22 protein-coding genes are annotated in these 20,196 nt (G+C 62.1%); 3 read left to right on the top strand and 19 right to left on the bottom strand.

Annotation, left to right across the window (positions count from 1 at the left end; genetic code table 11):
* Positions 1-124: 124 nt before the first annotated feature.
* The 8 genes from AC6I99_RS08300 to AC6I99_RS08265 form a co-directional block, all read right to left on the bottom strand.
* A complete protein-coding gene (locus tag AC6I99_RS08300) occupies positions 125-1,429 on the bottom strand; it encodes an MFS transporter (protein WP_497960736.1) in 1,305 nt (434 codons plus the stop codon).
* 53 nt (positions 1,430-1,482) lie between these two features.
* On the bottom strand, positions 1,483-2,412 hold the full coding sequence (locus AC6I99_RS08295; RefSeq protein WP_497945438.1) for an SseB family protein: 930 nt from the start codon (positions 2,410-2,412) through the stop codon (positions 1,483-1,485).
* Entirely contained in the window at positions 2,412-3,155 is a 744-nt protein-coding gene (priA, locus tag AC6I99_RS08290; protein WP_497945439.1) for a bifunctional 1-(5-phosphoribosyl)-5-((5-phosphoribosylamino)methylideneamino)imidazole-4-carboxamide isomerase/phosphoribosylanthranilate isomerase PriA, read from the bottom strand. The genes AC6I99_RS08295 and priA overlap by 1 nt, the downstream gene beginning before the upstream one ends.
* Positions 3,156-3,189: 34 nt before the next feature.
* Positions 3,190-3,348: a CG2302 family histidine operon protein gene (locus tag AC6I99_RS08285; RefSeq protein ID WP_216925244.1), complete on the bottom strand. Its 159-nt coding sequence runs from the start codon at positions 3,346-3,348 to the stop codon at positions 3,190-3,192.
* Entirely contained in the window at positions 3,349-4,110 is a 762-nt protein-coding gene (gene hisH, locus AC6I99_RS08280) for an imidazole glycerol phosphate synthase subunit HisH (protein ID WP_309927954.1), read from the bottom strand.
* Positions 4,107-4,733, bottom strand: coding sequence for an imidazoleglycerol-phosphate dehydratase HisB (gene hisB, locus AC6I99_RS08275; RefSeq protein WP_216925246.1), 627 nt, complete (start codon positions 4,731-4,733; stop codon positions 4,107-4,109). The genes hisH and hisB overlap by 4 nt, the downstream gene beginning before the upstream one ends.
* 46 nt (positions 4,734-4,779) lie before the next feature.
* Positions 4,780-5,898, bottom strand: a complete 1,119-nt coding sequence (locus AC6I99_RS08270) for a histidinol-phosphate transaminase (protein ID WP_224092364.1) — start codon at positions 5,896-5,898, stop codon at positions 4,780-4,782.
* A gap of 77 nt (positions 5,899-5,975) precedes the next feature.
* On the bottom strand, positions 5,976-6,335 hold the full coding sequence (locus AC6I99_RS08265) for a LysM peptidoglycan-binding domain-containing protein (protein ID WP_224167002.1): 360 nt from the start codon (positions 6,333-6,335) through the stop codon (positions 5,976-5,978).
* 356 nt (positions 6,336-6,691) lie between these two features.
* On the opposite strand from AC6I99_RS08265, the gene lexA reads away from it, so the two are divergent.
* Entirely contained in the window at positions 6,692-7,435 is a 744-nt protein-coding gene (gene lexA, locus AC6I99_RS08260; protein ID WP_224093932.1) for a transcriptional repressor LexA, read from the top strand.
* Positions 7,436-7,444: 9 nt separating this feature from the next.
* On the opposite strand, the gene AC6I99_RS08255 is transcribed toward lexA, so the two are convergent.
* The gene (locus AC6I99_RS08255; RefSeq protein WP_497945440.1) at positions 7,445-9,502 is read right to left on the bottom strand and encodes an ATP-dependent DNA helicase; all 2,058 of its coding nucleotides are present in this window, start codon (positions 9,500-9,502) and stop codon (positions 7,445-7,447) included.
* The gene (gene hflX, locus AC6I99_RS08250; protein WP_497945441.1) at positions 9,495-11,057 is read right to left on the bottom strand and encodes a GTPase HflX; all 1,563 of its coding nucleotides are present in this window, start codon (positions 11,055-11,057) and stop codon (positions 9,495-9,497) included. The genes AC6I99_RS08255 and hflX overlap by 8 nt, the downstream gene beginning before the upstream one ends.
* 490 nt (positions 11,058-11,547) lie before the next feature.
* Between hflX and AC6I99_RS08245 the strand changes: the two genes are divergently transcribed.
* Positions 11,548-12,162 carry a class I SAM-dependent methyltransferase gene (locus tag AC6I99_RS08245; RefSeq protein WP_224092356.1) on the top strand — a complete coding sequence of 205 codons (615 nt, stop codon included), beginning with the start codon at positions 11,548-11,550 and terminating at the stop codon, positions 12,160-12,162.
* On the opposite strand, the gene dapF is transcribed toward AC6I99_RS08245, so the two are convergent.
* From dapF to AC6I99_RS08215, 6 genes are all read right to left on the bottom strand, one after another.
* A complete protein-coding gene (dapF, locus tag AC6I99_RS08240) occupies positions 12,143-13,111 on the bottom strand; it encodes a diaminopimelate epimerase (RefSeq protein WP_224092354.1) in 969 nt (322 codons plus the stop codon). The genes AC6I99_RS08245 and dapF overlap by 20 nt on opposite strands.
* 62 nt (positions 13,112-13,173) lie before the next feature.
* The gene (gene miaA / locus AC6I99_RS08235; RefSeq protein WP_224092353.1) at positions 13,174-14,079 is read right to left on the bottom strand and encodes a tRNA (adenosine(37)-N6)-dimethylallyltransferase MiaA; all 906 of its coding nucleotides are present in this window, start codon (positions 14,077-14,079) and stop codon (positions 13,174-13,176) included.
* A gap of 20 nt (positions 14,080-14,099) precedes the next feature.
* Positions 14,100-15,629, bottom strand: coding sequence for a tRNA (N6-isopentenyl adenosine(37)-C2)-methylthiotransferase MiaB (gene miaB / locus AC6I99_RS08230; protein ID WP_497947145.1), 1,530 nt, complete (start codon positions 15,627-15,629; stop codon positions 14,100-14,102).
* A 98-nt stretch (positions 15,630-15,727) separates the two neighbouring features.
* A complete protein-coding gene (locus tag AC6I99_RS08225) occupies positions 15,728-16,270 on the bottom strand; it encodes a regulatory protein RecX (protein WP_224166998.1) in 543 nt (180 codons plus the stop codon).
* Complete coding sequence (gene recA / locus AC6I99_RS08220) at positions 16,260-17,300, bottom strand: recombinase RecA (RefSeq protein ID WP_224166997.1); 1,041 nt, start codon at positions 17,298-17,300, stop codon at positions 16,260-16,262. Before recA ends, AC6I99_RS08225 begins: the two co-directional genes overlap by 11 nt.
* A 270-nt stretch (positions 17,301-17,570) precedes the next feature.
* Positions 17,571-17,795, bottom strand: a complete 225-nt coding sequence (locus tag AC6I99_RS08215) for a DUF3046 domain-containing protein (RefSeq protein ID WP_224092350.1) — start codon at positions 17,793-17,795, stop codon at positions 17,571-17,573.
* Positions 17,796-17,827: 32 nt separating this feature from the next.
* On the opposite strand from AC6I99_RS08215, the gene AC6I99_RS08210 reads away from it, so the two are divergent.
* Positions 17,828-18,385 carry a MarR family winged helix-turn-helix transcriptional regulator gene (locus AC6I99_RS08210; protein ID WP_497945442.1) on the top strand — a complete coding sequence of 186 codons (558 nt, stop codon included), beginning with the start codon at positions 17,828-17,830 and terminating at the stop codon, positions 18,383-18,385.
* A gap of 120 nt (positions 18,386-18,505) precedes the next feature.
* On the opposite strand, the gene AC6I99_RS08205 is transcribed toward AC6I99_RS08210, so the two are convergent.
* The 3 genes from AC6I99_RS08205 to pgsA form a co-directional block, all read right to left on the bottom strand.
* The gene (locus AC6I99_RS08205) at positions 18,506-18,940 is read right to left on the bottom strand and encodes a helix-turn-helix domain-containing protein (protein WP_216925260.1); all 435 of its coding nucleotides are present in this window, start codon (positions 18,938-18,940) and stop codon (positions 18,506-18,508) included.
* Positions 18,941-19,078: 138 nt separating this feature from the next.
* A complete protein-coding gene (locus AC6I99_RS08200) occupies positions 19,079-19,591 on the bottom strand; it encodes a CinA family protein (protein WP_497945443.1) in 513 nt (170 codons plus the stop codon).
* Positions 19,588-20,190, bottom strand: a complete 603-nt coding sequence (gene pgsA / locus AC6I99_RS08195; RefSeq protein ID WP_497945444.1) for a CDP-diacylglycerol--glycerol-3-phosphate 3-phosphatidyltransferase — start codon at positions 20,188-20,190, stop codon at positions 19,588-19,590. The genes AC6I99_RS08200 and pgsA overlap by 4 nt, the downstream gene beginning before the upstream one ends.
* Positions 20,191-20,196 lie beyond the last annotated feature (6 nt).

The following is a 20,196-nucleotide window of genomic DNA, read 5'->3' as shown; positions in this document are numbered from 1 at the left end:
CAAAGTACCTACAACGGCGGCCCGACCACATATGTGGCCGGGCCGCCGTCGGCGTTAATGCCGCCGACACCGGGATTACGGCGAAGTTTTAGCAATGCTGGAGCTACACCTGGCAATACTGGAGCTACACCCGGGCGCGGCGGCGCCGGGACATGAGGGCGAAGCCCGCGATGCAGAGTACGACTCCGGCGAAGCCGACGGAGGCAAAACCTCCGGACGGCCCTACATTGTCAATAAATATCCCGGCAAGGGGTGCGCCGAACGCAATCCCGGCCGTCAGCGCGGATCCGTACCACCCCATGGCCTCGCCGCGGCGTTCCTCATCGACGAGGTCCGCCACCTTCTCCGATGACGCAGACAACACTGGAGCGCAAAGAAGGCCGGGGAGAATCGAGAGCATCGCCAGCGTCCAGGTATCGTGTGCGAAACCCATGGGGATGGTGAGCGCGGCCATGCCCAACAACAGCAGCATGGGAGAAACCGGACGATTCATGGCACCGTAGATGAGGCCGCCCACAACCGATGCCGCACACCAGAAGAAGAAGACGATGCCAATCTCGTTCTGGTGTCCGCCGCGCTCCAACAGGCCAACAATACTGACGTCCGAACCGCTAAGTACCATCCCCGATCCCGCAGCTACGGCGAAAAGCGCTGCAACGGAAACCGTAAACCAGGTGAAATTGCGGGCCATGCGGTTCCGAAGTCCGGCTGTACGGGAGATGGCTGCCGGTGCCATTTCAGACGCCGCCTCCTGCACGTGGCCCGGTGCGGAGGCGACCATGGCTGCCTCGGCGGCGGCAAGGTCCGCAGCGGCCCGTGCCGCGGATTCCTCCGGAGTGCACTTGGCATCACTGCGGGTCGGAGGGTTGAACCAGATCAAGAACAGGCCGGCCACGGAGACAGAGATGCCCACCGCGGTAAGTCCCACGGCCGAGAAGCCGCTCGTTGCGACGATCGCGCCAACAGCGGGACCTATCATGAACACGAGCTCAGTGGCGATGGAATCAAGCGCAAACGCGGAGCGTCGCTGGTCTCCGTCCACCATGACGCCCAACGATTGACGCACCACGCTGAAGATAGGCAATGTGAACAAGCCCCCCACGAAGACCAAGGGAAGCAGCCAGGCGTACGGGACATGCGGAACAAGAGACCAGATCACTGTTTCCGAGATGACGGAAGGGATCAGCGCCTTACGCAGGCCCACCATGTCAACGCGCCGACCACGCCAAGGCGCCCCCAAGGCAATACCTATGGTCATGACGGCGGCAGCAGCGCCCGCGGCGGCGTAGCCCTGCCCCAGCGACAGGACAATGTGCAGCGTCAGGAGCACGCCAGCCGCTGAATGCGGAATACGGGCGACCATGCCCACCAGCAGGAGCCGCCGGACAGGGCGGATGGAAAGCATCTCCTTGTAGAGAGCGAAGTTCACGGGCTAATTCCTCTTGTTCCCCCGGGGCAGTCCCCGGTGGACGGGTACTGCCGTTAGTGCCGCCCAGGCTCCTGCGCCGCACGTTGCAGTTTTATTTCAATGGAATCGACGCCCTCGGCAAAGGATTCCAGCTGCGCCCACGCCTCGTTCAGGTCAGCCACCAGCGATTGGACGGCAGCGGCGTCGAGTCCGTCCTCAAGGAACAGCACTATCCGCAGTTCCGGGCCAGCGCCTCCGCCCGGGACCGTGCGGCCGTCCGCAGTCAGGGAGGCGACGCCACCACCGGCCTGTGTTTCGAGCCGGCGCACCGCCGGAAACGACTCGGCCTGTGAAGCGAGAGCAAACTCCAGTTGATCATCAAGGTATGACGGCGTCCAGTCCCGCTGCTGAGCCAACGCCCACATGGCTGGCCGCCGAACCACGAAAGTGAACGTTGAACCGGGGTCCAACACCAGCAATTGAGCGCCTTCGGAAACGGCCGAAAGGGCCGCCCTTGCCGCATAAACAGCTACGGGCCGGGCCTCTGCATGCCACGATTCAAGAGCGGCGGCCGTGGTGAAGACCGGCATTGCCTTCCGGCCATCAGGCGCCTTAAGTGTGACTAATGCCATGTCGGCCTGCTTGTCCGCGTGCAGCCCGCCAACGCCTTCGGCCTCCACGGCGAGCTGGGCCACCACTGGAACGAAGACCCTGGCGGTAGCGAGTGAAGCCAGGACCTCTGCCTCACTGCCCGTACCGTTCAGCAGTGCAGCAACGGCGGCGAGGTAACCGGCATCAGCCGTGCCGTCGTCGTCTTCGAAATTGTGGATCCTGGCATCGTCACCACTCAGGCTCCGGCCTTCCCAAGGTTGCCCCGCGGAGTCGGCGGCTCCCCCGGCGCCAGCCAAGGCAGCAGCAATGTGGCCCGGAAGTTCGCGTCGTCCGGCATCGCGGCTGCCCGGGTGGTTCTCCGGGCCGGAATCTGTGGGACGTGAAGCAGCCATCAGCGGCGACCGGCTACATCCAGGGCTTCGGGCAGAGTGAAAGCACCTGCATAAAGGGCCTTGCCAACAATGGCACCCTCGACGCCCAAGGGCACGAGTTCGCGGAGCACGCGAAGATCCTCAAGGCTGGAGATACCGCCTGAAGCCACCACGGGCTTACCCGTTTTCTGCACCATCTGACGCAGCAAATCAACGTTCGGGCCCTGCAGCGTTCCGTCTTTGGTGACGTCGGTGACCACGTAGCGTGCGCAGCCAGCGTCCTCCAGGCGGGCAAGAACTTCCCAGAGGTCGCCGCCTTCTTTGGTCCAGCCGCGACCAGCCAGGGTGGTACCACGGACATCGAGGCCGACGGCGATCTTGTCACCGAAGCGGTCAATGGCACGCCGTGTCCACTCAGGGTTCTCCAGTGCTGCCGTACCGAGGTTTACCCGCTCCACGCCCAAATCCAGGGCGCGTTCCAGCGACTCGTCATCCCTCAGACCGCCGGACAACTCAACCTTTACGTTGAGCTGGGAGACGACCTCGCTGATGAGGTCCGCGTTGTTGCCACGGCCAAAAGCGGCGTCGAGGTCCACCATGTGCACCCACTCAGCACCGGCGTTCTGCCAGTTCAAGGCAGCTTCCAGAGGCGTACCGTAGCTGGTTTCCGAGCCTGCCTCGCCTTGCAGCAGGCGGACTGCCTGGCCATCAACGATGTCGACGGCGGGGAGGAGTTCCAGAACGGACTGGGCAGAGGTGGTCATGTGTGTCCTAGGAGTTGATGGGGACGCGAGGCGTTCAGTTGCCCGGCAGCGTCAGGAGATAGGCGGCAAGCAGGGACATCCCCGCCAGCACATAGAAGGAAACGGAAACCCACAGTGGCTTCTTCTGCTGATGGAAGGAGATACCTCCACCCACCAGCACGCCGGCAAGGCCCATAAGCACTACCGACCACACTTAGGCTGCACCACGATCGTCCGCTGCCGGACCTTGTGCCACCTTGGCTTCAGGTTTGCGAAGCCCGTCCACCCAGTTGCGCAGGAGGCGTGCCCCGGCATCTCCGGATTTCTCGGGGTGGAATTGGGTGGCGCACAGGGGGCCATTTTCAACAGCAGCGATAAAGGGGGCTCCGTGCTCGGACCACGTCACCAAAGGTGGGGCCATCCGGGGCTGGACGACGTCGAAGTTCCACTCCTGCACGCCGTATGAGTGCACGAAGTAGAAACGTTCCTGTTCGACGCCCGCGAATAGCTTGGATCCTTCAGGCACGTCCACCGTGTTCCAGCCCATGTGGGGAACCACGGGGGCGGGAAGGAGCTCAACTTTGCCCGGCCATTCGGCCATCCCCTCGGACTCGGTTCCGTGTTCGACTCCGGCCTCGAATAGGACCTGCAACCCAACGCAGATCGCCAGGACAGGCCGGCCACCCGCGACGCGGCGGCCAATCATGCGGATGGCATCGACGGCCTTGAGTTCCCTCATCACCGTTTCAAAGGCACCCACGCCGGGGACCAGCAGCCCGTCGGCATTCAGTACGTCCTCAGGCTTGGAGCTAAGAACCACCTGGGCGCCTGCACGCTCAAGGGCGCGAACAGCCGAACGTACGTTGCCCGAACCGTAATCCAGCACCGTAACCGTGGGCTTGCCTTCGGGCGACTCCGGCTTGACGGTTGCCGAAGCGTCGGTAACCGCGCCGTCCTTCAGGATTTGCCCGCTCATAGCGCCCCCTTGGTGGATGGAATGCCCTCCACGCGGGGATCCGACTCCACTGCAGAACGAAGAGCCCGGGCAAAGGCTTTGAACTGGGCCTCGACGATGTGATGGGGATCCCGGCCTGCGAGGACGTTCATGTGCAGGCAGATACCGGCGTGCAACGTGATGGCCTCAAAGACGTGACGGGTCAGCGAACCTGTGAAGTGGCCACCGATCAGGTGATACTCCTGCCCTGCAGGTTCCCCTCCGTGCACCAGATACGGGCGTCCCGAAACATCCACGACAGCGTGCGCCAAGGCTTCGTCCAGAGGAACCGTTGCTTCGCCGAAGCGGCGGATTCCGGCTTTGTTGCCCAGGGCGGTACGCAAAACCTCACCAAAGGTAATGGCCACATCCTCCACCGTGTGGTGGGCATCAATGTGGGTGTCACCCGTGGCCTTGACGGTCATGTCAATCAGGGAGTGCTTGCACAACGCCGTCAGCATGTGGTCATAAAAGGGAACCGTGGTGCTGATGTCCGAGACACCGGTGCCATCCAGGTTGATCTCCACCAGGACGGAGGATTCGCTGGTGGTGCGCTCCATGCGCGCAGTGCGGTCAGCGGACGGCTTGGCGCCGGTTTCGCTCATTGGGACGTCCTTATACACGAAGAATGGGGTGGGTCTATTGACAAGTTTAGTTGGGCTGGGACGCAGCGCTGTCCAGAAGGGCTTCCAGGGCCTCAAGGAAGGCCGTTGTTTCCTTTTCTGTTCCCGCAGTCACCCGCAGGTGCCCTGGAATACCGACGTCGCGGATCAGGACTCCCGCATCCAGCAAGCCCTGCCAGACTGCGTGCGGGTTCGAAAGCCCACCGAAGAACACGTAGTTTGAGTCCGAGGCCGCAGGCTTGAGTCCCATTCGGAGGAGCTCGGTCACAATGCGGTCCCGCTGGACCTTGATGTCTTCGACGTCGGCCATGAGCGCTTCGCGGTGGTTCAGGGCGGCCAGGGCCGTGGCTTGTGTGACGGCTGAAAGGTGGTAGGGCAGCCGAACGAGCCTGATGGCATCGGTGACCTCAGGCGCGGCAGCCATGTAGCCCAACCGGGCACCTGCCAAGGCAAAGGCCTTGCTCATGGTGCGCGAGACGATCAAACGTTCCCGCCCGGGAAGCAGCGTCAGTGCGCTCGGGGTGTTGTCGTGCGCGAACTCGTGGTAGGCCTCGTCCACGATGACGATTGCCTGGCTGGCCTCGCCGGCTTCGTACACGGCTTCGACCACGTCCAGGCCCAGTCCCGTTCCCGTGGGGTTGTTCGGCGAGCACAGGAAGACGATATTCGCTCCGGTCTCCCGCACCTGGGCAGCCGCAGAAGCCGCATCCAGGCCATAGTCATCAGCCCGCACCCCACGGACATACTCAGTGTCCGTGCCACTGGCAAGCAACGGGTACATGGAATACGTGGGAGGGAATCCCAGCGCCTTACGCCCCGGACCTCCAAAAGCCTGCAAAATCTGCTGCAGGACCTCGTTGGAGCCGTTGGCTGCCCAGATATTCTCCGCGGAAAGCCCGTGTCCGAGGTAATCGGCAAGGGATTCACGGAGTTCCGTGAATTCGCGGTCAGGGTACCGGTTCAGGCCAGTGGCCGCGGCGGCAACAGCCTGGGTAATCGCCGCTTGCACATCTGCCGGAACGCCATGGGTGTTCTCGTTGACGTTGAGCAAAATGGGGACGTCAAGCTGCGGCGCGCCATAGGGGCTCAATCCACGCAGGTTGGTCCGAAGGGGAAGTCGGTCAAGTCGCTCAAGCTGGTCACTCACCAAGACAGTTTAAGGTGCCGGTGCGACTGCGGAGTAACTGTGACGCCAGAGACGCTGGCCCCTCGCCCCCTGGCCGCTCAATTGGCGGGAACGAACAGCTGCTGGCCGGGCTGGATGCGTCCCCCGCGGAGATCGTTCAACTGGATGATTTCCGCGATGACATCACGGGGGTCCCGCTCCGGCGCGGCCGCACCGGCGATGCCCCACAGGGACTGCCCTGGCTGGACAGTAACCGTAACTGCCACCGGCGGCTGCAGCTGGGCTTGGGAATCAGAAGCTTTGGCCGGGGAGTTGATGAAGCCGGCAAGGCTCAGCAGCGCGGCAAGGAGCAGCATGACGGGAATTCCAAAGAAGACGATCCTGCCGCGTTGGGTAAGCCGGAGACGCGCAGGAGCCGGAGTGTTGCGGAATTCGTGGAACGTAGAGATTGCGGACATGAGCTGAGCCCTTCTGAGCGATTGCCTGCATCGGATGCCCGTTGCCGGCTGCCAATTCCTTGTGTTCGCCGAGCCCGGCCCCGAATGTTCGAACACTTTCTTCGAACATCCGAACCGCGCTCAACTTTTATAGAACACATATTCGAACCTTGCTATGACATTTTTAGCACTTATCAACGAACGGTGTCGAGACTCGCTAGAACGAATGTTTGATAAACGCCTGTGCCTGGCCTAGGTTTGAGTGAAGAAACAGGCACTGTTTCAGTGGAACAGGAGGGTCTGACATTTTTTCGGATCCCACATCCCCGGGCACACTTCAGACCGTGACCGGGCGGAACGGAAGGGCATTGGCGAACATGGCAGCGAAAGCCACCGGCGGCGGGGCACCCCTGCGGAGCCAGCAGCCTCAAAAGAGTCCCAAAAGCCTGACTGTCCGGCAGAAGAAAATCCTGGAAACCATCCAGCGGTCCGTCAATGACAACGGGTATCCGCCCAGCATGCGCGAAATTGGCGACACCGTTGGTCTCGCGAGCCTCTCCAGCGTCACGCACCAGCTCTCCCAGTTGGAGAAGCTCGGCTACTTGCGCAGAGATCCCAAGCGCCCCCGCGCCATGGAAGTACTCATGCCTTTGACCCTTGACGGCGGGACAATTCCCGGAGTGGAAGCAGCTACTACACTCCGCAGCGCAGGCGGACTCGCCGTGACGGAACTGGCCAGCGCCAGCGACACCGCGATGGTACCCCTCGTAGGACGCATCGCTGCAGGTGGGCCCATCCTCGCCGACCAGACTATTGAGGATGTCCTGCCCCTGCCCCGGCAACTGGTGGGCCACGGCGAACTGTTCATGCTGAAGGTCGCTGGGGACTCAATGATCGATGCCGCAATTTGCGACGGTGACTGGGTGGTTGTCCGTCGCCAGAATGACGCCATCAACGGTGACATCGTGGCAGCACTCCTGGATGACGAAGCCACGGTAAAAACCTTCCGCCAGCGGGACGGCCACACCTGGCTGCTCCCCCAGAACACGCAGTACGAACCGATACTTGGAGACCAGGCCACCATCATGGGCAAGGTCGTCTCGGTACTGCGCTCCCTCTAGGGAGTTCGCCTACGTTTTCTTTGCGCCCAGGCGTTCCAGGACGCCGCGCACAACGTTGCGGTCCGTCGTTGCCCAAAATGGCGGCAAAGCGGCACGCAGGAATCCGCCGTACCGTTCGGTGGAAAGCCGCGAGTCCAAGACGGCCACCACGCCTTTGTCGCCGGTGGAACGAATGAGGCGTCCCGCTCCCTGTGCAAGACGAATTGCCGCATGCGTAGCCGACACCGCCATGAACCCGTTGCCCCCGGACTGTGCAACGGCGCGTGAGCGTGCGGTCATCAGCGGGTCATCGGGCCTCGGGAACGGAATGCGGTCAATCACCACAAGGCGGCATGAACCGCCAGGGACGTCGACGCCCTGCCACAGGGACATGGTGCCGAAGAGGCAGGTGTCCGGTTCATCGGCAAATTGCTTCACCAGTGCTGCCATGGTGGATTCCCCCTGGCAGAGGATGTCCACATCCAGCCGCGGGCGCATGGCATCTGCAGCTTCTTCGGCCGCCCGACGCGATGAGAACAGGCACAGGGCTCCCCCACCGGATGCACGGATGAGGTCTTCAAGCTCATCCAGGGCCTCGGGTGAAGTGCCCCTGCCGGGCTTGGGCAGGTGCTTGGCCACGTAGAGCACACCCTGCTTCGGATAATCAAAAGGTGACCCGACGTCCAACCCGGTCCAGCTTGGCGCCCCATCTCCAATAAGCCCCAGGCCACCGGCTGCGGGTTCAAAGGCAGATCCAATGGCCAGCGTGGCAGAAGTAAGCACCACTGTGTGCCCCGCGAAAAGGCCCTCCCGCAGGCGGCCGGCAACGCTAAGCGGCGCGATGTTGATCAGTGCGGGCGCGGTCTCGTCCGGGGGTGAGTATCCCTGCTGGGGATCGAAGGTGCTGTTCCTGGAGAACCACACAACTTCACGGTTCTCCTTGGCTGCGAGCATCCGCTCGCACAGTTCCAGAATGAGCATGAGCCGTGAGCGCGCAAGCTGCCTCCCGCCGTCGACCGCGTTTGAAGAGTCGGTTTTCGAGTCGGACAATGCGGCGCGTGTGGCATCGCGCAGCTGGTCCAGGCAGTCCAGTTGTTCGTCGTTGAGCCCATTGGGCAGCAGTCCGTTGGGGACACCGGCAATGGCCATGTCCAATCGATCGGCGGCCGCGTTCAGGGCGTCTACGGTGATAGCGGTGTGTTTGCGCGCGCTCGAAGCCGCAGCATGCACCATTGCCACGGACAGCTGACCTGTCACGGCTCCCGTGACCCGGTCCTGCAGCTCATGTGCTTCGTCAACCACAACGACGTCGTACTCGGGCAGGACAGCAAGGCCTTCGAAGGCACTGACGGCCAGCATGGCATGGTTGGTCACCACGACGTCAGCCTCAGCCGCCCGGGCCCGTGCCTGCTCGCTGAAGCATTCCTCGGCAAGAGGGCATTTTTGCGCTCCCAGGCACTCCATGGACGTCACGGAGACCTGCCTCCAGGCGCGGTCGGTAACACCCGGCATCAGTTCATCGCGGTCGCCAGTGGCCGTCTTTTCGGCCCATTCACGGAGCCGGACCACTTCCTTGCCCAATTGCGACGACGGGCCGCCAACCGCCGCTGCGAAATGCGGCACGCTGGTGTCCTCACCCAGGGAAAAAAGTTGCCCCTCGGACGGCTCTTCGCTGGGGAAGCCGCCCTCCAGCTTTTGCAGGCAAACATAATTTGCCCGGCCCTTAACGAGTGCCACGTTCACGGGACGCTCAAGGGCCGGGCTTATGGTCTCCAACAGCCGGGGCAGGTCCCTGCCAACAATCTGCGTTTGCAGGGCCAAGGTAGCGGTGGACACAAGCGTCGGTTTGTTGCTGTCCATGGAATGGGCGATCAACGGAATCAGGTACGCCAAGGACTTACCCGTACCCGTTCCCGCCTGGACCAACAAATGTTCACCGGACTCGATGGCCTTGGTGACTTGCCTGGCCATCTCGTGCTGGCCTGAACGGCTTTGACCGCCCATCCCGGCAACAGCTTTGTCCAACAGTTCGAGGGTGAACTTCTCCCCCACCGACTCGACGACGTCCGCCGCCACCTTCTCAACCATTGCTGACGAATGACTCCAGTTCGGCCGCCAATCCCTCACGGACCATGGCCACCACGCGGGTTCCGTTTTCCTCGTGCTCGAGGCTCAGGATTTCCGAATCGGAGTTGTGCAGCTTGTTGACCATGTCACCGCGGTCGTACGGGATCAGCACTTCGAGGCGGACTCCCGGCCGGGGAATGGACCGGCTGATCTCTTCCAGGAGCTCAGAAATGCCTTGGCCTGTGCGCGTGGAAACCACGGCGTGCCGCGGCTCCTTCTGCTTCAGGCGTTCCACTACGAAAGGATCAGCCACGTCCACTTTGTTCAGGACGATGATTTCCGGGACCTTGCGGGCGTCGACCTCGGTGAAGACAGCACGCACTGCCGCGATTTGCCCTTCCGGATCAGGATGGGAGGCGTCCACGACATGCAGGATCAGGTCTGCGTCCGCTACTTCCTCCAGCGTGGAACGGAAGGCTTCCACCAGCTGCGTAGGCAGCGAGCGGACGAACCCAACGGTGTCGGCCAGCGTGTAGCCGATGCCGTCCGGCGTTTGCGCCTTCCTGACCGTCGGGTCCAGGGTGGCGAACAGGGCGTTTTCCACCAGCACTCCAGCATCGGTCAGCCGGTTCAGGAGCGAGGACTTACCAGCGTTGGTATAGCCGGCAATGGCAACCGAAGGTACGGCATTACGACGGCGGTTGGCCCGCTTGGTCTCGCGCGCAGGCTTCATGGCGGCAATCTCCCGACGCAGCTTGGCCATGCGCGTCCGGATCCTGCGGCGATCGAGCTCGATCTTTGTTTCACCGGGTCCACGGGAACCCATACCGGCGCCGGCTCCACCCACCTGGCCACCGGCCTGGCGGGACATGGAGTCACCCCAACCACGAAGCCTGGGGAGCAGGTACTCAAGCTGTGCGAGCTCAACTTGTGCCTTGCCTTCACGGCTCTTTGCATGCTGCGCGAAGATATCCAGGATCAGCGTGGTCCTGTCCACCACCTTGACCTTGACGATGTCCTCAAGTCCGCGTCGCTGCGAGGGGGAAAGCTCGGTGTCGACCACAACGGTATCGGCTCCCGTGGCAGCCACGATGTCCTTGAGTTCCTGGGCCTTGCCCGACCCCAGGAACGTTCCGGGATCCGGTTTCGTACGGCGCTGAACCAGTCCGTCAAGGACCTCTGATCCGGCAGTCTCTGCCAGTGCTGCGAGTTCGCGAAGCGAATTCTCGGCGTCAGCCAAGGTGCCTTCTGTCCACAGGCCAGCCAGGACAACGCGTTCCAGACGCAGCTGCCGGTATTCGACCTCTGTGACGTCTTCGAGTTCGGTGGAAAGGCCCGCTGTACGACGAAGGGCACGGCGCTCGGCCAGGTCTTCCTGGTCGCCGTCGTAAATGCTGTGTTCGTGGTCAAGCGTGGAGATCGCTTGTGCCCTGCCGAAAACGCCCTTGGCATCATTGTCATCGGATGCCTGTGCGGGTACATCCTTGGAAAGAATCCGGTCAATGACGGCCTGGATTTGTTCAGGACTCATGTCCTGGGCGTCGGAATCGGATCCGGAGTGCTTCTGGGTGGTCATGGTCTCCTTAGACTGTTCGGCATATCCAGAATAGTGCTGTTTGGTGTCCAATGGGACGGTATTCGCGGTGGGCTGACGGGCTTCGGCCATATAGGGCCTCCTGTGGTGCTTGAATCGAGCGGGTTGGTCCGCGGGAGGTCCTGTCCTGCAGGAGAATTCATCGCCAATCCATAAGCCAGGCCTAACGGCAGATGGCTGGGCCACTGCTTTCGCGACAGCTGGGTGGACATGTTCTACTGAGCAACCGCGATCCACCAACAACGGGAGATGCGGAGTCTGCCGGACGGAACCTGCGGGCGGAATGGCCATGCGCCGGGCTGATGTGCCAAGCGGGCCTGCATCGCGGGCAGGTGCCTTGCCGACTGTTTGGCCGGCTCGGGCTGATTACTCAAAGATCAAGAACATGCCTTCCACATTAGCAGCACTGTCAAACCGTCCCGGCCCGAGGGCAGTTTCCCAAGCCGCCGGAAGCCAACTAATCTGGCAAATTATGGAGTCTGCACACTATTTCAGCGCCCAACCGGCCGGTCCGTTTACCCGCAAGCCCCTCACTGTGGAACTGGCTGGAGCTACCCGTCATGTGCAGACCTCGTCGGGCATCTTCAGCCCCGACGGTGTGGACAAAGGCACCAAGGTACTTCTGGCTGAGGTTCCACCGCCCTCGCCCCGGGGCAACCTGCTGGATATCGGGTGCGGTTGGGGCCCCATTGCCCTCACCATGGGGCTCATGGCGCCCCTGGCACAGGTCTATGCCGTGGACGTCAACGAGCGCTGCATCGCCCTGACCAATGAGAACGCCGTTTCCCTGGGCTTGAACAACGTCAAGGCCAGCCTCCCGCAAGAGGTAGATCCCGGCGTCGAATTCGACACGATCTGGTCCAACCCGCCCATCCGAATCGGCAAAGACGAGCTGCACTCGCTTCTCCTGACATGGCTGCCCCGGCTGGCACCGGGCGGCAACGCATGGATGGTGGTCCAGAAGAACCTGGGCTCGGACTCACTCCAACGCTGGCTGGCCAACGAACTGGACAAGTCCTACACAGTCTCCCGGGAAAGCACTTCCAAGTCCTTCAGGATCCTTCGGGTCAGGAAAGCGTCCCACTAGCCACAATGACCGCCGGCCCGCTGAGCTCAACGTGTTCGCGGCCGTCCTCGCCGGGGAAGAACTTCACTTCCACTACGCCGCCGGGAACGTTGACGTGCCAGGCATTGGGGGCGCTGCTGCCAGCCCAGTGACGTATTGCGACGGCAGCCGCACACGCACCGGTGCCACACGATTGCGTCTCGCCTACGCCGCGCTCGTGGACGCGCATGGTGATACTTCCCACACCGTCGTGGACCAGCGGTTCAGCGGGCACCACGAACTCGACGTTGGTGCCATTGGCAGGCTTGGGATCCACGACCGGAGCTGTGAACAGCTTCGTGGCGGCGAGCTCACTGAGCTCAGCAAGTGCTACCACCGTGTGCGGGTTGCCCATGCTGACCGACAGCCCGGGCCGGGCCACCTCCAGACCATCTGCGCTGACCAAAGCATCCATGGCTTTGCTTTGTGCTTCTGCAGGGAAGATGAATTCCCATGGGCCCATATCCACGGCATAACCGCCGGACGTGCGCACAATCTTCTTGATGCCGCCACGTGTTCCGATGGTCAAGGACTGACCCGGCCCGAGCTCAACCAGGCCTTGGTCGATCAGGAAGTGCACGAACACTCGAACACCGTTGCCGCACATCTCGGAGAGCGAACCATCGCCGTTCCGGTAGTCCATGAACCATTCGGCAGAGGCGTCCTGCTCAAGCAGGATGCGGCCTTCGGGCAAATACCGCGAGGGGACAGCCCGGATAAGACCGTCACCACCAATTCCCCGATGCCTGTCGCACAGCTGTGCTACCTGCTCTGGTGAGATCTCGTGGACAGCACCCGGATCAGCAATCAGGACGAAGTCATTACCCGTTCCATGGCCCTTGGAAAACGCCAAACCGGAAAGGCTGGCAGTGGACACGGTGGCACCGGCAGCGGCGGACTGCTGGGCGGGAACTGCGGCGGTTTGATCCATGGGACTAGGCTACCCGCCGGGCAGGTTCGGTCAGAAATTGCTGTATGGGAGTGGCAGCCCGGCTAGGCCAGCGCCAATGCCTTGGACACAAGGTCCGGGTCCTGCCAATCAAGCCAGGCGATGCGGGGATCGGCCCGAAACCAGGTCAATTGCCGCCGGGCGAACTGCCGCGTGGCCACAATGGTTTCCTCAGCTGCCTCCGGGACACTGGCTTCGGCGTCGAGCACCCTGAGGAACTGCGCATATCCCAGGGCACGCGAGGCCGTCTTGCCGCGCCGCAGCCCAGCCGCATCAAGGCGTTCCACTTCCTGGAGCAACCCCGCATCCACCATCCGGTGTACGCGGAGCGCCAGCCTCTCCCGCAGAACCTCCCGTTCCACAGCCAGGCCAATCTGTATGGCCGGCTGGAAGTACTCGCGTTGCGGCATGAACGAGCTGAACGGCCGTCCCGTCATTTCGTAGACCTCCAAGGCCCTGATCACCCGCCGGGCATCCCCCAGACGCCCCGCCGAGATGGGATCCACCTTTTCAAGCCGGGCCCGCAACGGCGCCAGACCGAACGTTTCCCATTCGTCCTCAAGCCGTTTTCGCAAGACAGGGTCCGTGCCGGGAAACTCCAGAACATCCAGGGCGGCCCGCACATAGAGGCCAGAACCCCCCACCATGATGGCGCGCTTGCCGCGGGCGTGCACGTCACTAATGACGGCGCGGCATTCCGCCTGGAAGTCCGCCACGCTGGCTTCCTCCGTGACATCCTTTGTGTCCAGCAGATGGTGTGGCACACCCCTGCGCTCGTCCACAGTGATCTTGGCCGTCCCGATGTCCATGCCCCGATAGAACTGCAAGGCATCAGCGTTGATGACCTCACCATCGAGGGCAAGGGCCAGCTCGACGCCCAGGTCCGATTTACCGGAACCGGTGGGGCCGACGACTGCGATGACCGGCGGCGCGGCATGGGAGGGAGCCATTCGACCTCGAATAATGGGCGTCAGGCGCCGCGAACAGGCAGCGACGGCATGCCCAAAGACACGCCTTTCCTGTCCGACGCCGCACCCGCGCTCGGAACACCGCAGGAATCTGCCTGCGAACGATCCCAGGCGTCACCAGCCCTTGACCGGCGCAACATGTAATCGTCCAGGCCGGCAGGATCGGCAACCAGGTGGAATGCCGCGGCTTCGGTAATGGTCACGGTGACAAAGTCACCTGGGCGGGGGGTTTCCGCACCATCAGGTACCGAGAAGTGAACGAGTCGCTGATCCTTGGACCGGCCGGACAACCGGTGCGTTTCCTCTGCTTTGCGGCCCGACTGCGCTGTCACCAGAATCTCCACACGGCGACCCAGCTGCTTTGCGTTCTCCTCCGCGGCGATTCGGTCCTGAAGGGCGGTCAGCCTTTCGAAACGCTCCTGGACCACTGCTTTGGGAAGTTGCTCCGGGAGCTCGGCAGCAGGCGTACCAGGCCGTTTGGAGTACTGGAAGGTGAAGGCTGAGGCAAACCGCGATTTCTCGACGACGTCGAGCGTCGCTTGGAAATCCTCTTCGGTTTCTCCGGGGAAGCCAACAATGATGTCCGTAGTGATGGCCGCATTGGGAATCCGCTCACGCACCTTGTCCAGGATGCCAAGGAACTTGCTGGAACGGTACGAGCGCCGCATATCCTTGAGTACCTTGTCCGAGCCCGATTGCAGGGGCATGTGCAACTGCGGCATCACGTTGGGTGTCTCGGCCATCGCATCAATGACGTCGTCCGTAAACGCTGCCGGATGCGGGCTGGTGAAGCGTACGCGTTCAAGGCCTTCGATCTCACCACAGGCACGCAGAAGCTTTGAGAAGGCCAAGCGGTCACCGAACTCAACCCCGTAGGAGTTCACGTTCTGGCCCAGCAACGTAACTTCCACGGCGCCGTCGTCCACCAAGGCCTGGATTTCGGCCAGGATTTCTCCGGGACGCCGATCCTTCTCCTTGCCGCGGAGCGATGGCACGATGCAGAACGTGCAGGTGTTGTTGCAGCCTACTGAAATCGAAACCCAGCCGGAATAGACGGAGTCGCGCTTGGTGGGGAGGGTGGACGGGAAGACGTCCAGGGATTCCAGGATTTCGAGTTGGGCCTCGTTGTTGTGCCGCGCCCGCTTCAGCAGTGCCGGAAGTGCTCCTACATTGTGGGTGCCAAACACAGCGTCCACCCAAGGAGCCTTCTTGACGATGGTTTCCCGGTCCTTCTGGGCGAGGCAACCGCCGACGGCGATCTGCATGCCAGGGTTGGCTGCCTTGACCTGCCGAAGCTGGCCAAGGTTTCCATAGAGCTTGTTGTCCGCATTTTCCCGAACGGCGCACGTGTTGAACACCACGATGTCCGCAACCTCACCCTCCGCGGGCACGTAACCAGCATCCTCAAGGAGGCCAGCCATACGTTCGGAATCGTGGACGTTCATCTGGCAGCCGAAAGTACGGACCTGATACGTCCTCGGTTCAAACGGGGCAGATTCAGACGGCGCAGGTTCAAACGTGGCAGATTCCATCGGGGCACGGACATCCGTCACTTGGGCATCAGCATTGGTTGCCAATGCTACAGCCGAAGGCGTGGTTTCTGCTGAGGGGGAAGGAATGGTCAAACTCACTACTCAAGGGTACCGGCTTGGGCAAGTACCTCACCGACGATCCGGAAGGCCATCGAAGGGGCATAGCCCTTCCGGGCCAGCATGGATGCCAGCCTACGGGTGTACTTGTCACGTTCTGCACGATCGGAGAGATCCACGCCTGGCCTCAGTTTGCGCTCAACGAGCTCACGGGCGGCGATTTCCTCGTCTTCATCGCTGAGCTGTGAGAGTGCTTCCTCGGCATCATCGAGCTCGATACCTTTCTCCGTCAGCTCACGGCGAATGGCACCTTTGGCCAGTTTTCTGCTTTGGGAGCGGCTGCGCACCCACATTCTGGCAAACTCAGCGTCGTCAATGAGCTGGACTTCCTCGAAGCGGTCCAGCACAGCCTCAGCAACATCCGGAGGGACATTCCGCTCGGCCAGCTTGCGGGACAGCTGCAGCCGACTCCGTGGCGCCATCGTCAATTGCCGCAAGACGATGGCGCGGGCCACGGATTCGGGATCAGGCTCAGGATCGCCGGAGACGGAGGACTCCGGGTCCGGCCCGGTTCTAGCCGTCAACGGCCTTCAGCTTTGGGGAATCTGCCTCCGGCTTGACACCCACGCCAAGCTTTTCCTTGATGAGACGCTCAAGTTCCTGTGCCAGCTCCGGATTATCACGCAGGAAGCGCCGTGAATTCTCCATGCCTTGGCCCAGCTGATCGCCGTCGTACGTGAACCACGAGCCGGACTTCTTGATGATGCCGTGCTCTACGCCCATGTCAATGATGCCTCCCTCGCGGGAGATGCCCTGGCCGTAGATGATGTCGAATTCAGCAATCTTGAAGGGCGGGGCCATCTTGTTCTTGACGATCTTGGCCTTGGTCCGGTTACCGACGGAGTCGGCACCTTCCTTCAGCGTCTGAATGCGACGGACGTCGATGCGCACTGAGGCGTAGAACTTCAGGGCCTTACCACCGGTGGTGGTTTCGGGCGATCCAAAGAAGACGCCGATCTTCTCACGCAACTGGTTGATGAAGATGGCGGTGGTCTTGGTCTGGCTCAGGCGACCGGTGATCTTTCGCAGGGCCTGGCTCATGAGCCTGGCCTGAAGGCCGACGTGGGAGTCGCCCATCTCGCCCTCAATTTCAGCACGTGGGACCAAGGCAGCCACGGAGTCAATGACGATAATGTCCAGGGAGCCGGAGCCCACAAGCATGTCCATGATTTCCAGGGCCTGCTCACCAGTGTCCGGCTGCGACACGAGCAGTGCGTCCGTGTCCACCCCAAGTTTGGCTGCGTAATCGGGGTCAAGGGCGTGCTCGGCGTCGATGAAGGCCGCGATGCCACCGTTACGTTGTGCGTTGGCTACAGCGTGCAGCGCCACTGTGGTTTTACCAGAGGATTCCGGGCCGTAGATCTCCACGACGCGGCCACGGGGCAGGCCGCCAATGCCAAGGGCGACATCCAGTGCGATGGATCCAGTAGGAATGACTTCGATCGGGGCGCGGGTGTCATCACCCAAGCGCATGATGGAGCCTTTGCCGAACTGCTTGTCGATCTGGGCAAGCGCTGCTTCGAGCGCCTTTTCACGATCCGGGGTTGCCGCCATGGTTCACACCTCTGATGCTTTCTCGCTGTGGAGTGGCCTGAATGGCCGCTTTCCTGTCATGTCAGACGCTATTACGGCTCCCTGACATTTTTTGAAGCCGATGTGGGCTATGTGGATAACCAACCCTCGGATTGCCTGTGGAATGCGTCCTTCAGGAACAATTTTCCTCTCACAGGAGCATATCCCTATCCGAACAGATATTCGAACAACGCGCGCGGGCGTGTCACCACCACAGGGCTGGAAGTCCCCCGGCAAACATGGCCGGAGACTTCAGTTGGCCGCAGGCTTGATATCCCTGCCGAGCCTGCGCTCCAAAGGGACATCCTGGACTTCGCATATAGCCAGCCAGACTTCCCGTGGCTGGTAGCCGGCAGCCAGCGCCTCTACGGCAGTCCGCCCTCCCACCCCGGCCAGCACCAGGGAATTGGCCAGGACGCGGGAATAGCCTGCCCCAAATTCATCGTCCATTAATCGCCAAAAGTCACTTGCCCTCACGGATAGAGTCTCTCACGACGCCGGACTCTAGAATGGTTGCCATGAGCAATCCTCTCCAGAGCACGCCCCCCGAGGCCGTGCCAGGCGAAACCATAGACGACGCCCTTCAGCAGGTGGAACACCAGCTGAGCCTGCTCTGGCGCCGTGCCCGTTCCATCTCGCATCAGTTGTCCCGCCAGGTCCATCCCGACATGGAGCCTGCCGCGTACGGACTGCTGACGATCATTCGCCGCGAGGGCCCCATCCGCCTGACGGACCTTGCCTCGTGCATCGGAGTGGGCAAGCCCTCAGTGAGCCGCCAGATCGCATTTCTGGAAAGTATCGGCTTGGTCTACAAGGAGGCAGATCCGCAGGACGGACGCGCCCAGTCCATTCGCCTGACGGAAAAAGGCGAAGAGAAGATGCACCAGGTCCAGGACGCCCGCCGGCAGGTGTTCCGTGAGCGACTCGGTGAGTGGCCGCTGGAGGATGTCCAAACCCTGGCCGACTACATGGGCCGGCTCAACGCCGTCTACGGTGAAAGCATCATCAGGGACGCCACCCTGAAGGAGACCGAGTCCGGGGAGACCGCCAATCCCACGGAGGATTAACGCGCCTCCAAACGCGGCTTTAGGCCGCGCAGCAGCACATGCGAAATGTCGCCGGACGCGAAAGGTCCCCAGCCGTAGGCTGGGGACCTTTCGTGATAATTCCTGATGTGGGTGTGACCGTTACCGGGCTCCGGAGAGCATGCCCTGCGGGAAGTCGTCGGTCAGGTCAAGATCGCGACCGTAACGCTGAGAGAATTCCTGCGGAACGGTGTCCGGAACAGCTACGCCCTCCGCAACAGCCACGCGGTCACTGACTTCGCGGAGCATGCTGGACAACGGAACGTCCAGGGCGGTGCAGATAGAGGACAGGAGCTCGGAAGAAGCCTCCTTTTGGCCGCGTTCAACCTCACTCAGGTATCCGAGTGAGACACGGGCGCTGTGCGAGACCTCGCGGAGGGTACGGCCCTGACGCTGGCGGACATCGCGCAGTACATCACCGATTTCGTGGCGTAGTACAACCATTTTGCGCTCCTTCTGTTCGCTCTGTGCCTGCTTAGCCAAGCCCACATCCTTCCAGCGGACAACGCCGTTTACGGATACGGGCTGCTTTACCATCTGTATCGCCTTGCTCCCTCGTTCGTCCGGTTCGCTGGCTGGCGGACCGGTGTGGTTTTCTACATCCTAGGCGCCCCGGCTGTTCCGAAGCGACACAATGACACAACTATTGGCAATGAGTTTTTGTTCCCGGCTACTTTACGAACGGTAACCAACCCCTTCCAGCGCATCAAGCAGGCGCGCCAGCGCAGCTTCACAGGCTTGTTGCCTGATACTCTGCCTGTCCCCCGAAAAACTGAATTCAAACGACCCCGTGCCGGTTCCCGTAGCGACGCCAACAAAAACAGTTCCCACGGGTTTGCCGTCATGGGGCTCCGGACCGGCCACCCCGGTGGTGGATATTCCGACGTCGGCCATGCATGCCCGCCTGGCGCCCTCGGCCATCGCCTCAGCTACTGCGCCGTCCACTGAACCAACGGCATCAAGCAGTTCCGTTGCAACACCGAGGACGGAGGCCTTCACGGAGTTCTGATAAGCAACCACGCCGCCCTGCAACATTCCGGACGCACCGGGAGTGTTGGCCAGGCTTGCCGCCACCATTCCGGCTGTCAGCGACTCCGCCGTCGCCACGGTCAGGCTCTTTCCCAGCGACAGGGCCACTGCCGCCGTCGCCAGCGCTGCCGCTTCGCCTGCGTCTCCGGGGCGACTCATGCTCCGCGGCCAGCGGCACGAAGCCGGAGCGCCTGGACGACGTATTCCGCTCCGGTCCATAGCGTGATGGCAAGGGCGGCCATCATGACCCAGAAGGCCACAATGACCAACCACGGTGCGATCGCCTCGAGCGGCAGGATGTACAGGAAGATGGCCACTGTCTGGATGACTGTTTTCAGCTTTCCGCCGCGTGAGGCCGGCATGACGCCGTAGCGGATCACAAAGAACCTCAGTGCCGTGATGCCCCACTCGCGGACCAGGATGAGGATAGTCACCCACCAGGGCAGTTCCCCGAGGATGGACAAGAGCACCAACGCTGAACCGATGAGCAGTTTGTCCGCAATGGGGTCCGCGATCTTGCCGAAGTTGGTGATAAGGCCACGCGCGCGGGCGATATCGCCGTCGAGCTTGTCGGTATAGATCGCTACGGCGAAGGCCACGACTGCCGCCCACCGCCAAATGCCTTGATGGCTGCCATCTGCCACGAGGAACCAGACGAAAAACGGAACCAGGACGATGCGGAGCATCGTGAGGATATTGGGAAGGTTCCAGACGTCGGAGCTGCTGGAAGAGGCGTTGTCACCTTCGGCTGTAGTCACCCCTCT

The organism is Arthrobacter sp. TmtSoilC77 (assembly GCF_059739415.1).
The sequence above is the reverse complement of the archived record's forward strand: the minus strand, read 5'-3'. Positions and strand labels throughout refer to the sequence as shown.